Genomic DNA, 13,460 nt, shown 5'->3' with positions numbered 1-13,460 from the left:
CCAATGAAAACAAAAGTCTATAAATTAGGGGACGGTAATATTAGCCACACAATAATTTAAACTGAGTTGCGTATGGTTATTTATCAAATAATAAAATGACTAACACGGACAAGAAAACGAGAGGCTTCCTCGTCAAAGAAAGCCATACCCACTGAATCTAAACGGTAGTTTACCCAAGCTTGTCCAGTTTAAGTTCTGCCGTCACCTTAGTAAGGCGGAGAGCTATCGCAAAGCAAACTAAATAAGGGCTTACATACCAAAAGAGGCTTTCTAGTGGCTGCTTGACCTGGGCCTCTCTGGTTTTAATGTATTGGTTTTTCTGCTTCTCATACTGACTCAACATACCATCCACCCACACCGCATCGCTTTCCACCAGCGAAACGCTCGGCGCAGGAACCGTAAAATCCGATGCATTCGGTAGCAAGGTGAAATCGACATCTTTGAACGTAATTGCGGTATTCAAATACCACAAACACGCTTCATGGTGCTGAGCGTGATTATCTAAAGATGATTGACCGGTGCAGGTATCACTTCTCAGCTTATCCAAAGAAAACTGCTGAACCGACTCTAAAATCGCCACCGCTCTGGTTTGTTCTGTTTCAACCCAATCACCCGCTACTTTCGCACGAATCTCAGACACTGCACCCAGCATCCCGATACCCGCCAAGAACGGCCATAAATAATCCATAAGTTTCCATTTGCGTCGGCTCAAGTTGAACCCACACCAAATTGGAATATGTAAGATGAGCGTTAGCCCTAGTGATAGCAAAACGAAATTCAAGGAGCTAGAGAGCATGAGTTCGCTATCGAAGAAGTTCTTCATAATGAGAGACTTGCCTGTATAACAAAGAGAAATTTGATACTAGGTTCGATGTTAGAAAAGAGTGTAAGGGGAAAGTAAAAACAGCACCAAGATTGGTATTGGCGCTGTTTATTTAAGCAACCACCGGCTTTTCCATAGGGATGCAATCGAGGCTAATACCTCTAGGCGAGTGATAAGTGGAAAGTTCATCGCCAATAAAGCCACACGAACGATAAAACGTAGCGGCATTCAGGGTCGATTCTAACTTCATTAAGGGCAAGTTGTGTTGAATCGCGAGCTCCTCTAAGAACTGCAACATCTGCTTCGCTGCACCTTTTCCTGCAAAGTCAGGGTCAACAAAAATAGCATCAACCATACCGGTTTCGATGTTGATCTTACCGCTGCCAATCACTCGACCATCAACTTCTGAAACGTGGAAGGTTTCAACTACATCACTGATGAATCCATCAGACATTCCACCCTGCGTCCATATTGACAGCTGTTCTTCTGAGTAATAAGCCGAGCACTTCTCGACAATGGCACGGCTTCGGATATCGAAAATATCCTGAGCATCAGACTCAACCGCTTTTCTAATTGTAATCATAAGCCTACCTCTGGTGACTAAAAGATACTACTTGCTAGTAAATCGAATAACTACTCGGTGACTAACGCTGGAGATTGCTTCCCCTTAGCTGACATAAGATAAAAACCAACGGCACCAGCAACTGAAATTAATATCACACTAAACCAAGTGAAAGTGTACCCATAATCATCGATAAAGTAGCCAATCACGATAAAACTAGGCATGACGAAAACCGTTCGCAAGGTAATGAGCACGCCTTGAATGCGTCCACGATGACTCGACGGGGAGTTGTTTGCTAAATATATGCCCTCTTTTGTCAAAAGAAGAACCTCGCCCGCAGATAGAAATAGCCAAGCAAAGAAATGAACAGGAATGTTGGGAAACAACATGACGAGCATATAACCAAAGGCAAACATAAAGCCTGCATAAGCAAGGCTTACGGTTTCAGCCTTACCTGACGTGAACTTCATTAAGATTGGCGTAATCAGCACCACTACAACACAAGCGTAAGTCATAAGTTGCCCGAAAATAATTGGGCCTTGCTCTCCAAACACATGACTCAAATACAATGGACTCGCCATAGTCATTTGATTTAGCGAATACCACAGTAATCCACATAGAAAAGTGAACAACAAAAGCCGTGGCCTTGATTTTAAAACTGACCAAACCGAACCAGAAACGGGCTGCTCCAGTTCACTCTTGCTGGTCGATTCCGTTCCAGGTTGCAACTTCACAAATGCAGCCACAATAAAAACACAAAAAAGAGCCGCAAAACCGTTGCCGAAAAATATCCAGTCAGTGTGATTCCAGAACAAGTACCCAGCCATAACAGGACCAAGAGCTGAACCAAAGTTATAGGCTAGATAACTCAGTGACATAACTGCATCACGATTCTGAGGGGTAGAAAGGTCAGCAACTAAAGCATTACTCGCGGGCAACGCTAAGCCGCCAAAGAAATAGGCACAAAACAAAAACACAGGTACGACGACCGGAGCATCGGCGAAGAAACCACAAATAATCAATAATACAGCACACATAAACTCGCCAAACACCATGACCCGTTTATGTCCCAACCTATCCGCTAATCTCCCACCTAAAAAGCTCCCTAAAAGGTAAGAGCCCGTCACACCCATGGCAAGGGAACCTGCGACTGTTGCGGAATAACCCAACTTATCGGTTAACAGTAAGACTAAAAATGGAACGATAAAGTTACCCATTCCCAGAATCATTCTAGCCAGTGCTAAATAATAAATGCTATTCGGTAAATACCTGTAAATAGAAATGGCTGAGAAAAGCTTATGAATCATGAAATGCCTAAAGTATGTAAGTGCTTAATTATGAATCTCTATTCGATAGTGCTGAAATCGAGATTTCTAGGAACAGCAACACTAACAACCTGACTTCCCGCGATTAAGTCATGCAAGCAACGTCTGTTTTTACGTAAAGCAAACAGATAGTTTAGCAACGCAATAAATTGACCAATAACAGGAATATAAACAAAGATGTTCATAGGTAAAATTCGTTTGATCATTATGTCGAATAAACCTAGTTGTTTGCCATCCATATCAACAATTGCAATTTCCATTATATTTTTGCCAATAGTCTGCCCTTTCTTATGCAGTAAATAGCCATTCAACAAAAGGAACACGAGCCAACCGTAAGCAGTGACTGCTATTAGTTCTGCTGTATCAGCTGTCCCTGTTTCAAATATTTTTTGGAAATAATCGGTATAGAGATAAATTGGCATGACAATAGCCACAGCAATTAAGACATCAATAAAAACGGCCCAAAAGCGCAGCCACCTAGACGCGAGTCTTACTTCAGGTGCATTTTCAATTATTGGGTTTTCTAATGATTCGTGCTCATTTTTTTCTAAATTGTTGGCTGACACACTAACAACTTGAGTGCCTGCGATTAAGTCATGCAAGCAACGTCTGTTTTTTCGGAAAATGAAAAGAGAATCCAACATGGATATTAAATGGCCAGTGATAGGTATAATAGTAAAGGGAATCATAGGTATCATTCGTTTACCCACTATTTTATATAACCCTATAGGTTTACCTTCCATATCGACAATCGCAATTTCCATTAGATGTTTGCCAATCGTCTGTCCCTTCTTATTCAGTAAATACCCATGTACCAATAAAAACATCAGCCCTAAATAGGCATAGACAGCAGCGACTTCTCTAAGGTCTATCACCCCTGTATCGATTATTTTTTGGAAATAATCTGTATACATAAAGATTGGCGCAATGATGGCAGCCGTAATGACACCATCAATAAAAAACGCTAAAAAACGAGGCCATCGAGATGCAGGGACAACTTCGGTTGTATTTACACCAATTTCAGAGTTGTCGCTATCTGAACTTTTCTTTGAAACAATGACAACTTGAGTGCAAGCGATTAAGTCATGTAAGCAGCGTTTGTCTTTGCGAAAAACAAACAGATAATCAAACGTTGATATAAATGGACCAATAAAAGGTATGTAAGCTACAGCCACCATAGGAATGATTCGTTTGCCCACTATGTTTAGCAAACCTATTTGTTTACCTTCCATATCGACAATCGCAATATCCATTAGATTTTTACCAATTGTCTGCCCCTTCTTATGAAGTAAGTACCCTTGGCACAAAAAGTAAACCACCCAACTATAAACAGTCAGAGCAACTTGTTCTGTTAACTCAATGGTTTCATTGGAAAGCAATTTATCGTACAAACCGCCATATAGAAAAACAGGAACAATGAAAATCGCATACACGAAAGCATCAATGATAGATGCCCATAAGCGAGACCATCGAGACGCGAGTACAATTGTAGGAGTGTTTTCTATTACTTCAGACATGTCCTTTCCTAAGGTGGTATTGATTATTGGCGTAGAGAAATCGATTTTTGATAGCGTTAGGTTGATGTACTGATAGACAAATCTTGAAATTAATTCGAAAGAAAACACTTTGCTTTCAATAGATAAGAAACGCTTTATAAAATCGAGAGAAACATAACACAGGCAAATACCAAAACTAATGGACCATGCAATATATGTGAACTTAGTTGCTTAAATTTCGACTATAAAACGCGATAAGGTAGGTTGAAGGAAATTTAACAAGGTAAATTTTCAGAGGTAATAATTTTTGACTTAACAGTTTGTATTAATAAGACTTCTGTTAATTGGACAATTAGAAGAGAGGGGCATTGTTGCTATTTCAGTTCCAATACATGCTCAATGAAATCCGCTTTCTTTTCACGATACTCTTCTTGCGACCAACCTTCACAAGACATTTTAAGGGCATTGTATTGCTCGACTAGGGAAGGGGCCGCACGTAGCTTGTCACGAAACGTTAGAAAGCATTCAAACTCAGAACCATTAGCGACAACTTGCAACGCCACATCGTCCCCTGATGTAGATTCCAACATACACAGTTCCGGCGTTCTTAAGGTATCGAGTTTCTCATTGAAGCCGAGTGTGGTGAGTTGCTCAACGGTACACTCAAATTCACTCGATTCAACACCCACGAAGATATCCAAATCGCCCTTAGACACGGCAAAAGGAATAGAAGATGCGCCTACGTGCTCAACTCTCGCGTTAGGGATTAGCTTTTTGATGTCACGTTCGTATCGGATAAACAGCTCGTTGCAAGCTGCTTGGTATTGCTCCGCGGGGTAAAATTTCATATATCCTTACTCCGAATCACAAACTATTGAAGACACCAATTGCTAACAGAAGCAACACGATGCTAATAGCTCCGATATAAGAGATTCTGGTTCGCTCTTTTTCAGTTGGAATCAATGGGGGGAAGCGCCCTAATGTGAATACTTTACAGACTATCCAGCCAGCTCCGTAACCAATAAATTCGATCACTAGCGACTGAAACATATATCTGAAGAATGCGCTTAACGCCCTAAAATACGCAACTATCAAGTCTTCCATTTTCTGTCCTAACTAAACTCAATTTGGACTAAAAATGCCATGGGTAGAGATTCATATCAAATTTCTTTACTATGCCTATAACGGTAAAATCCCCTTCAAAGCGGTTATATTGGGTGTTTTATACGATGACTTAACTAAAACATCATGACGCTAAATCTGAACCCAATAACAAATCAATCCCTGCTTCATTGATTGAGTACTGATACACGCCGTTCCCCCAACTATCATGCTCGATGGTTTTTTCAATATAACCAAGACGTTCCAATTTAATTGCAGCCAAACTGATTAAACTATCTGACTCGTGAACATCATTACAAATTTGAAAAAAATCCAAGCCATCAGGGCGAGATGTGTGTGATGAAAGAACAACCGATAAGAACTTTAGATCTACTGTAGAAATAGGATAATTTTTAGAGTTAACTTCCAACACCGTGTTAGCTTTCAAAGATTCTCTATTCAATAAACCTAACCTTTTAACTTCAGCCTTAACTAATGAGCAAGCTCTATTTGTTGCAGAAACAAGATCACCATCACTTCGATTAGCTTCATAATCTGCTGGCATTAAGCCAAGAAGATCTGTGGGTAAGTGCATTTCTTGATTTCGAGGTTTAATAAAAAATGTACGCTCTTTCCCGATAGCTCCTACAAATAACCCCATCTCAAAAAGCACATTATCTCGCACGACATGTTGCTCTCGGCTTCTTATCATAGCAATGTCATCTGGAGCAAAAATAAACAACGCGAAATCAACAGAAGATGACTTTGCAACCAAGTCATCAACACTAGTGGAAGAAAGCTTAAAAGTTCCATTTTTCCAAATAGTAACCTCAAACTCATGATCTAGATTGACATTAATAGCTTCTGCCACATCCAAACTTTCTACTGAAGACGCTATAAATATTCTTGGTTTTCTCATTGAAAACACACCTTAAAAAAGCAATTAACTGCATATAATATAGCTTGGCATATTATTACTCAAACACTGAGAACACTCTAAGTGACATATATACACATATGCCATTAACTAAATAGTATTTCTGCATTCCCTTTGTCCAAAAACAAAAAGCCCCGGTTATAGGAACCGGGGAAACAGGGTGGGATGAGTTTGGCGCGTGCCCGAAACCAAACTCTCCCCAAGCCTCACCTAAGACTCATGCTCTTAGGTAAAGGATTTAAATCATTATTGAAGCGTAGCGCCTTGCTCTACCCAAGTGCCGATCAGTGCGCGTTCTTCATCAGTCATTTGAGTCATATTGCCGAGCGGCATCACCTTGGTTGTTACCGTTTGAGCAACAATTCTTGGTACGTTAGCTTTTATCTCTTCTGGCGTATCAAACATCACACCACCTGGCGCAGCAGCAAAAGCGGCGTGGCTAGGGGTTGATGAATGACACACAGAACAGCGCTCTTGAATGACTTTGTTGATGGTTTCAAAGCTGACGCCTGCACTAGCAGATTGCGTTGCGTGTGCTGGAGCCTGTTGAGCATCAGTCGTCGCCGAAGCCGCACTATTCGCAGCAAGTTCTTCTGGAGCCGATTCTGTCGCGCTCACTTGCGCTTCTTGAACCACTGGCGCTTGCACAACGGGAGTCATCTGTTTTTTCGCGTAAGGTGAGGTAACAAACGCGAGTGTGATCATCCCCAATGCCGCTACTGGCACCGTCCAAGCAAACTTCTGGCTACCATGACGGGTGTTGAAGTAGTGACGCACCAAGATACTGAAGATCGCGAGGCCAGCAAGAATCAGCCAGTTGTATTCCGATCCATAAGTGCTTGGGAAGTGGTTACTGATCATGATGAACAGCACTGGCAGTGTCATGTAGTTGTTGTGACGAGAGCGCAGTAAACCTTTCGCTGGCAATGCAGGATCCGGTTCGCGCTTCTCTTCAATCGCTTTCACTAAGTTACGCTGTGCAGGCATGATGACACGGAATACGTTACCCACCATGATGGTACCAATGATCGCGCCAACGTGGATGTAGGCACCACGACCACTGAACACTTGGGTTAGGCCGTACGTCGCAGCGACGAGCAGAACAAACAGCACAACGCCAAGCAGTACCGGGGTTTTGCCTAATGGCGAGTCACACAGTAAATCGTAGATAAACCAACCAGCAACGAATGAACCAATACCAATCGCGATTGCGGTTGTTGAATCAAGGCCAGAGCCAGGTGCAATCAGGTAAATTTCAGCGTTAAGGTAGTAAACCACACCCAGTAGACACACACCGGTGATCCACGTGAAGTAGGCTTCCCATTTGAACCAGTGCAGGTGCTCTGGCATTTCTGGTGGCGCGAGTTTGTACTTCTCTAGGTGATAAATACCACCGCCGTGAATCGCCCATAAGTCGCCTGAAAGGCCCGTTTTAGGGTTAACTCGGTTAAGGTTGTTCTCTAACCAAACAAAGTAAAATGATGCGCCTATCCACGCAACACCAACAATCATGTGAATCCAGCGAATCGCTAAATTCAACCACTCTGTAATATGCGGATCCATAATAAACTCCTGTATCACAACGCTTTAGCTAAGCGTTGCTCTTCCTTGTTGTCTTCCGTTGGCAAATCTTCCAAATGCAATGCCACTCGGTCGCTGTCGAAATAAACTTCATCACAGTTATGTCCTTCTCCGCCTCTATCAACAATCAAGAACTGGTCTTGATCGGTGAGCGCGAGAACTGGGTGATGCCACACCCCTTTGTGATAGTTCACTCCTTGACGGCCGTTGCTCAAGAAAGCTCGGCTATTGGCTAATGTTGGATCATCGCCTTTTGGCGCAACAACAATTAAATAGGGTTGACCAAGTAATGGAATGAATGCCTGAGAGCCAAGTGGATGACGCTCTAACATTTTGATGGTCAGTGGGTAGCTCAACGGTGTGGCTTGGAAGATGCTGATGATCGCTTCTCCGTCTTGGTCTTGCACATCCGTTGTCGCTAGCTTGTGGTAGCGACGTGTTGATCCACTGTTGATCATGAAGAAATCACTATTATCGGACTCGATAACGTCGCCAAACTCTGCAAAAGCCTGCTTGGTTAACGGTTCGATGGATAAACGACGTATTCCATTACTCATACTCATTTCCTTACTTATTTCGCCTTCGTACCAAATAGACGCAAACGGCTGATACCACCATCTGGGAATATGTTTGCACGTACGTGGGTAATCGCACCAAGGTCGTTTACCTCAGAAATGAATTCGTGAATCTCGTGCGCTTGCAGCTTTTGTGCTGGCAACAGTTCACGCCAGAATAGGCTTTGTGTTTCTACTTGGTCGTCGGTACCGCCTTTCACATAAGCCGCTTGAATTGAGCAACTGTCTGGGTAGTTACCTTTAAAGTGAGCCGTATCCACTACGATGCGTTCGATGTTACCTGGGTGGCCTAGTGCCACGATAACCCAGTCATTACCCGGCGTACGACGACGTGCTGTTTCCCAGCCATCACCCATGTTTTCACCGCGGCCTGGGCCTAAGATGTTGGCTTTGTTGCCGTAGTGCTCATCGCTACATGCCAACGCTCGGCCACCGTGTTCAACCGATGCTAGGTCGACTTGTTGCTGAGAATCAATTGCGTCCCAATCTACACTTGGTCGGCCATAAACACGTAGGCGTGCGACACCGCCATCTGGGTAGATGTTCAAACGTAGGTGCGTAAATACTTGGTCACTTTCGATGTCTTCAAGATGATGATGATCACCTTGTAGTGCCATTGAAGGCAGAATTTCTTGCCACTCTGTTGAGTCAGTTGGCTCACCTTGTGGTGAATAACACGCGTCAATTGATGCCGAAGGTGGGAAGTTACCTGTGAAGAATGAGGTATCAATATCAACGCCAGCAATGGTGCCAGCTAGGCCAAGACGAACGACACAGTAGTCGTAACCTTCACCGCGTTTGCGTCTGCTTTCCCAACCGTCCATCCACTTGCCGTTATCGTCGTATAAGTCGTCTTTCCACTCTGGCGCAGCGTGGCTGAGAAGACGGCTTTTATCTGCGAAAAAATCGTCTGTTGCAAAGATAGCTTCTGCGCCGAGTTTTTCGTCTGCAAGGTTTATGTACTGTTCAAATTTATGGGTCATGTCCGTGTAATCCTATGAAATTAATCAAGTAATAATAAAATGAGAACTTAGTGGCTTATGTTTTTACAAATCAAACTTTTAGCGCACCAAGACTGGGCTGAGATAGCTGTTAACTCCGTTAACTTACATATCCCAGAGACGAAACATCGCGATCTTGTTGATCTCTTGAATCGCCGTAGCAAACTCAGTTTCACTATCATTTCCTAATCGCATCTCGAACGACTCAAGAATTTGGTAACGATTGGCTCCCTTCACCGCCATGATAAAAGGGAAATTGAAGCGACTTTTGTAGCTGTTGTTGTAAGAAGTGAATTTTTCAAATTCTTCGGCGCTGCACTGGTCGATGCCCGCCCCCGCTTGTTCTTTGGTCGACGACTCGGTGAGTTCGCCGTTTACTGCTGCTCGACCGGCTAAATCCGGGTGAGCATTGATCAAAGCCAACTGTTTACCTTGGTCTGCACTTAACAAGGTCGATGCCATTTTCAGATGAAGATTCTCGATATGGTCATCTTCGGCATTCAAACCTTGGTCATACACCACTTCTGCAACCCACGGGCTGTGTTCGTAGACATCAGCAAAGTGAGCGACAAAGGTATCGCGGTCCATGGTTGTTGGTTGGCAAGATCGAAATTCAGTCACGTTAAGCCTCCTTGCTTCACTACTACTTTTGCTGTTGATGAATAGCGTTATTTGGTTGATATGGATGATGTTGGTGCCAGTGGTTGGCGATATCGATTCGACGACATAACCACACGCTGTCGTGCTGTTTTACGTAGTCTAAGAAACGTCTTAATGCAGCAATACGACCGGGGCGACCAATCAGACGACAATGCAGCCCAACCGACATCATTTTCGGTGCGGTTTCGCCTTCCGTATAAAGGGTGTCAAACGTGTCTTTTAGGTATTGGAAGAACTGTTCACCAGAGTTGAAGCCTTGCGCGGTTGAAAAACGCATGTCGTTCACATCGAGTGTGTAAGGGATCACCAGTTGTGGATGACCGGTTTCGGTATGCCAATAAGGCAGGTCATCGTCATAGGCATCCGAGTCGTAAAGAAAACCGCCCTCTTCTGCAACCAAGCGACGCGTATTTGGACCCGTTCGACCTGTGTACCAACCTTGTGGGCGTTGACCCGTCACTTGTTGGATGATCTCAATCGCTTTGGTCATGTGGTCGCGCTCTTCAGACTCATCAATGTATTGATAGTCGATCCAGCGATAACCGTGGCTACAGATTTCGTGACCCGCTTCGACCATGGCTTTGGCAACGTCTGGATGACGCTCAATCGCCATTGCGACAGCAAATACGGTCAGTGGGATTTCATATTCATCGAACAAGCGAAGAACACGCCACACACCTACACGGCTACCATATTCATAGATGGATTCCATGCTGATGTGACGTTCGCCTTTGATCGGTTGTGCTGACGGGATCTCTGAGAGAAAGGCTTCAGACTCGTCGTCTCCATGTAACAAACAACGCTCACCGCCCTCTTCATAGTTCAATACAAAAGAAACCGCGACGCGCGCATTACCTGGCCATTGAGGGTTTGGAGGGTTAGCTCCGTAACCGATCAAATTTCTTGAATAATCCTTATTCATCCAAGTACTCCTAACATAAGTGGTTGGCTTAGCCGCTCTTTAACTGAGTCAACAAATGGATTCTCGATAAACAAAGCAACCTTACCCCTGTACATTTATTGTATACAATTATTTATCTCAATGTAAAGATTTTGTTATTCAAGTTAAATTTACGCACCTCATTCATTTAAAAACAATAAGTTAACAAAACACAAGCTCACCAAAAAACGATAATCAAGATCTATAAATTCAGAAAAAACGACACAATGGTTAACATTTTTCCAACAATTAGCTTTACTAATTGTGTACAGTTCGTACATAGTTAGTGATAACAAAGTGACCAGTTGCATTCTTTGCAAGGTCGAAGCAGACAGATAAACCACGGAACAGAGGAGCGCCAAAAGCGCTATTAAAGGACTATGGGAAGATTAACAACACACGTATTAGACACGACTCACGGCTTGCCTGGCGCAGAGATCAAGGTAGAGCTTTATAAGGTAAACGAAGACTCAACAGAAAAGCTGGCGACCGTGCTCACCAACTCCGATGGCCGAACCGATGCGCCTATTCTGGCAGGGAATGATTTCCGACCGGGGAAATATCAATTGGTGTTCTACGTTGCGGATTACTACAAAAGCAAAGGTGTGGAATTAGATGGTGTGCCTTTCCTAGACGATGTGGTTATTCGTTTCGGCTTGGATGATCCCGATGCGCACTACCACGTTCCGCTTTTAGTCTCACCATACAGTTTCTCGACTTATCGGGGCAGTTAGTCCCGATGCTTAGAATCCCGATCTAGGCTCAATCACCCAATAATAAACAGATTCATGCGTGCATCTAAAAAGATGCATGCTCATTAAGCACGCTCACATAAAAATACTAACAACGTAAACAGTTAAAAAATGAGCCACACAAAGCTCATTCATAACGAGTTAGAGCTAGGAAAAACCTTAAAACTTAATATTGAAATCTCGCTGTATTCAATAAATGGATCACAACATAAAAGGACTTGCTGACATGAGTGAGAGTAAAACAGAAATACTCAACCAAGATGCGAACAACGGAATTTTAGAGAAGTTTTTTAAAATTAAGGCCCACGGAAGTAGCGTAAAAAATGAGTTAGTCGGCGGTGTCACCACCTTCGCAACCATGGCTTACATCATCTTCGTTAACCCACAAATCATGGCCGCTTCAGGCATGGATTCAGGCGCGGTATTCGTCGCAACCTGTATTGGTGCTGCGATCGGTTGTTTGTTAATGGGGTTATTTGCGAACTGGCCTGTCGGCCTTGCGCCGGGCATGGGCTTGAACGCCTTCTTCTCGTTCACGGTAGTAAGCGAAATGGGCTACAGCTGGGAAGTGGCACTGGGTGCGGTGTTTATCTCCGGTATCTTGTTTGTCGGGATGAGCTTTTACAAAGTCCGTCAATGGATAATTGAAAGTATCCCGGTGAGTCTGCGTTACTCCATGACAGCGGGTGTGGGTTTGTTCTTAGGCCTGATTGGCTTAAAAACAGCAGGCATCGTCGTCGAAAACCCAGCTACTTTGGTATCACTAGGTGACTTCACTAAACCTGAAGCTCTGCTCGCTGCTATCGCATTCTTGATTATTGCGGTTCTAAGTGAGCGTAAAGTATTTGGCGCGGTACTGATCGGTATTTTGAGTGTCACGCTTGTCGGCATGATGCTTGGCTTAGTGCATTACAACGGCTTCTTCGCAGCACCACCAAGTTTAGCGCCTACATTCCTAAAAATGGACATTATGGGTGCGCTTGATGTTTCGATGATCAGCGTTATCTTGGCTTTCCTTTTTGTAAACATGTTCGATACCGCAGGTACTTTGATGGGCGTGGCAGAGCGCGCAAACCTAACTAATCCTGAAACGGGCAAAATTGAAGGTCTTAGCAAAGCACTGAAAGCTGACAGTATCTCAAGTGTGGCAGGTGCGTGTGTGGGTTGTCCGCCAGTAACCAGTTATGTAGAGAGTGCAGCGGGCGTTGCAGCAGGCGCACGAACTGGTCTTTCAGCAATTGTGGTTGGTGTGTTGTTCTTAGCAGCGATTTTCCTATCGCCATTAGCAGGTATGATCCCCGCTTACGCAACGTCTGGTGCTCTTATTTACGTGGCATTCGTGATGATGAGCAGCATGCAGCACGTCGATTGGAAAGACTTTACCAACGGTGCTCCAGCTGCGATTACCGCACTGATGATGCCTCTGACCTTCTCTATCGCTAACGGTATCGCACTGGGTTTCATTACCTATACAGTGCTGAAACTTGCAACAGGTAAAACAAAAGACGTATCAATTTCGATGTACTTCTTAGCGGCTATCTTCATCGCCAAGCTGGTGTTCATCGGTTAACCCTATAGCTCCTGAGCAGTCATTTCTTGATTGCTCACAACGTTGCTTGGCTGGTTCGCGAGCCAAGCAACAATATGATTTTTAAGAAAGCTAATTGTATTGATGACGAGAGAGCAGAATCCCTGCTGATTCAGTGC

The 13,460-nt window shown here is 43.8% G+C and carries 14 protein-coding genes; 2 read left to right on the top strand and 12 right to left on the bottom strand.

All coding sequences use genetic code 11. The features are described from left to right. Positions 1 to 169: 169 nt before the first annotated feature. The 12 genes from CWO27_RS04850 to puuE form a co-directional block, all read right to left on the bottom strand. Positions 170 to 688, bottom strand: coding sequence for a hypothetical protein (locus CWO27_RS04850; RefSeq protein ID WP_107898644.1), 519 nt, complete (start codon positions 686 to 688; stop codon positions 170 to 172). Positions 689 to 935: 247 nt separating this feature from the next. Further along, positions 936 to 1,406, bottom strand: a complete 471-nt coding sequence (locus CWO27_RS04845) for a GNAT family N-acetyltransferase (RefSeq protein ID WP_019821249.1) — start codon at positions 1,404 to 1,406, stop codon at positions 936 to 938. A 50-nt stretch (positions 1,407 to 1,456) separates the two neighbouring features. Continuing rightward, positions 1,457 to 2,692: an MFS transporter gene (locus CWO27_RS04840; RefSeq protein WP_107898643.1), complete on the bottom strand. Its 1,236-nt coding sequence runs from the start codon at positions 2,690 to 2,692 to the stop codon at positions 1,457 to 1,459. 38 nt (positions 2,693 to 2,730) lie between these two features. After that, complete coding sequence (locus CWO27_RS04835; RefSeq protein ID WP_107898642.1) at positions 2,731 to 4,227, bottom strand: RDD family protein; 1,497 nt, start codon at positions 4,225 to 4,227, stop codon at positions 2,731 to 2,733. A 353-nt stretch (positions 4,228 to 4,580) separates the two neighbouring features. Next, on the bottom strand, positions 4,581 to 5,054 hold the full coding sequence (locus tag CWO27_RS04830; protein ID WP_107898641.1) for a GrpB family protein: 474 nt from the start codon (positions 5,052 to 5,054) through the stop codon (positions 4,581 to 4,583). A gap of 16 nt (positions 5,055 to 5,070) precedes the next feature. After that, complete coding sequence (locus CWO27_RS04825; protein ID WP_107898640.1) at positions 5,071 to 5,310, bottom strand: hypothetical protein; 240 nt, start codon at positions 5,308 to 5,310, stop codon at positions 5,071 to 5,073. Between the two features lie 142 nt (positions 5,311 to 5,452). Next, entirely contained in the window at positions 5,453 to 6,226 is a 774-nt protein-coding gene (locus CWO27_RS04820) for a TIR domain-containing protein (RefSeq protein WP_017061600.1), read from the bottom strand. 264 nt (positions 6,227 to 6,490) lie between these two features. Beyond that, on the bottom strand, positions 6,491 to 7,807 hold the full coding sequence (locus CWO27_RS04815) for a urate hydroxylase PuuD (RefSeq protein ID WP_107898639.1): 1,317 nt from the start codon (positions 7,805 to 7,807) through the stop codon (positions 6,491 to 6,493). Positions 7,808 to 7,821: 14 nt separating this feature from the next. Beyond that, positions 7,822 to 8,382 carry an ureidoglycolate lyase gene (locus CWO27_RS04810; RefSeq protein ID WP_107898638.1) on the bottom strand — a complete coding sequence of 187 codons (561 nt, stop codon included), beginning with the start codon at positions 8,380 to 8,382 and terminating at the stop codon, positions 7,822 to 7,824. A gap of 14 nt (positions 8,383 to 8,396) precedes the next feature. Further along, complete coding sequence (alc, locus tag CWO27_RS04805) at positions 8,397 to 9,383, bottom strand: allantoicase (RefSeq protein ID WP_107898637.1); 987 nt, start codon at positions 9,381 to 9,383, stop codon at positions 8,397 to 8,399. A gap of 123 nt (positions 9,384 to 9,506) precedes the next feature. Further along, positions 9,507 to 10,022, bottom strand: coding sequence for a 2-oxo-4-hydroxy-4-carboxy-5-ureidoimidazoline decarboxylase (gene uraD / locus CWO27_RS04800; protein WP_048613965.1), 516 nt, complete (start codon positions 10,020 to 10,022; stop codon positions 9,507 to 9,509). A gap of 22 nt (positions 10,023 to 10,044) precedes the next feature. Further along, a complete protein-coding gene (gene puuE, locus CWO27_RS04795) occupies positions 10,045 to 10,983 on the bottom strand; it encodes an allantoinase PuuE (protein WP_107898636.1) in 939 nt (312 codons plus the stop codon). Between the two features lie 398 nt (positions 10,984 to 11,381). On the opposite strand from puuE, the gene uraH reads away from it, so the two are divergent. After that, positions 11,382 to 11,735, top strand: coding sequence for a hydroxyisourate hydrolase (gene uraH / locus CWO27_RS04790; RefSeq protein ID WP_061033007.1), 354 nt, complete (start codon positions 11,382 to 11,384; stop codon positions 11,733 to 11,735). Positions 11,736 to 11,979: 244 nt separating this feature from the next. After that, the gene (locus CWO27_RS04785) at positions 11,980 to 13,323 is read left to right on the top strand and encodes an NCS2 family permease (protein ID WP_048611821.1); all 1,344 of its coding nucleotides are present in this window, start codon (positions 11,980 to 11,982) and stop codon (positions 13,321 to 13,323) included. The last annotated feature ends 137 nt before the right edge of the window (positions 13,324 to 13,460 follow it).

The sequence above is a fragment of the Vibrio sp. 10N.286.51.C3 genome (assembly GCF_003050065.1).
Taxonomy (GTDB): domain Bacteria; phylum Pseudomonadota; class Gammaproteobacteria; order Enterobacterales; family Vibrionaceae; genus Vibrio; species Vibrio crassostreae.
This window is presented reverse-complemented; position numbering and strand designations above follow the sequence as displayed.

Excerpts from the sequence above, each read along its gene's own strand:
- CWO27_RS04830 (WP_107898641.1), bottom strand. The coding sequence starts at position 5,054 with ATGAAATTTTACCCCGCGGAGCAATACCAAGCAGCTTGCAACGAGCTG.
- CWO27_RS04810 (WP_107898638.1), bottom strand. The coding sequence starts at position 8,382 with ATGAGTAATGGAATACGTCGTTTATCCATCGAACCGTTAACCAAGCAG.
- puuE (WP_107898636.1), bottom strand. The coding sequence starts at position 10,983 with ATGAATAAGGATTATTCAAGAAATTTGATCGGTTACGGAGCTAACCCT.
- CWO27_RS04825 (WP_107898640.1), bottom strand. The coding sequence starts at position 5,310 with ATGGAAGACTTGATAGTTGCGTATTTTAGGGCGTTAAGCGCATTCTTC.
- CWO27_RS04835 (WP_107898642.1), bottom strand. The coding sequence starts at position 4,227 with ATGTCTGAAGTAATAGAAAACACTCCTACAATTGTACTCGCGTCTCGA.
- CWO27_RS04820 (WP_017061600.1), bottom strand. The coding sequence starts at position 6,226 with ATGAGAAAACCAAGAATATTTATAGCGTCTTCAGTAGAAAGTTTGGAT.
- uraH (WP_061033007.1), top strand. The coding sequence starts at position 11,382 with ATGGGAAGATTAACAACACACGTATTAGACACGACTCACGGCTTGCCT.
- CWO27_RS04845 (WP_019821249.1), bottom strand. The coding sequence starts at position 1,406 with ATGATTACAATTAGAAAAGCGGTTGAGTCTGATGCTCAGGATATTTTC.
- CWO27_RS04815 (WP_107898639.1), bottom strand. The coding sequence starts at position 7,807 with ATGGATCCGCATATTACAGAGTGGTTGAATTTAGCGATTCGCTGGATT.
- CWO27_RS04850 (WP_107898644.1), bottom strand. The coding sequence starts at position 688 with ATGGATTATTTATGGCCGTTCTTGGCGGGTATCGGGATGCTGGGTGCA.
- CWO27_RS04840 (WP_107898643.1), bottom strand. The coding sequence starts at position 2,692 with ATGATTCATAAGCTTTTCTCAGCCATTTCTATTTACAGGTATTTACCG.
- alc (WP_107898637.1), bottom strand. The coding sequence starts at position 9,383 with ATGACCCATAAATTTGAACAGTACATAAACCTTGCAGACGAAAAACTC.
- CWO27_RS04785 (WP_048611821.1), top strand. The coding sequence starts at position 11,980 with ATGAGTGAGAGTAAAACAGAAATACTCAACCAAGATGCGAACAACGGA.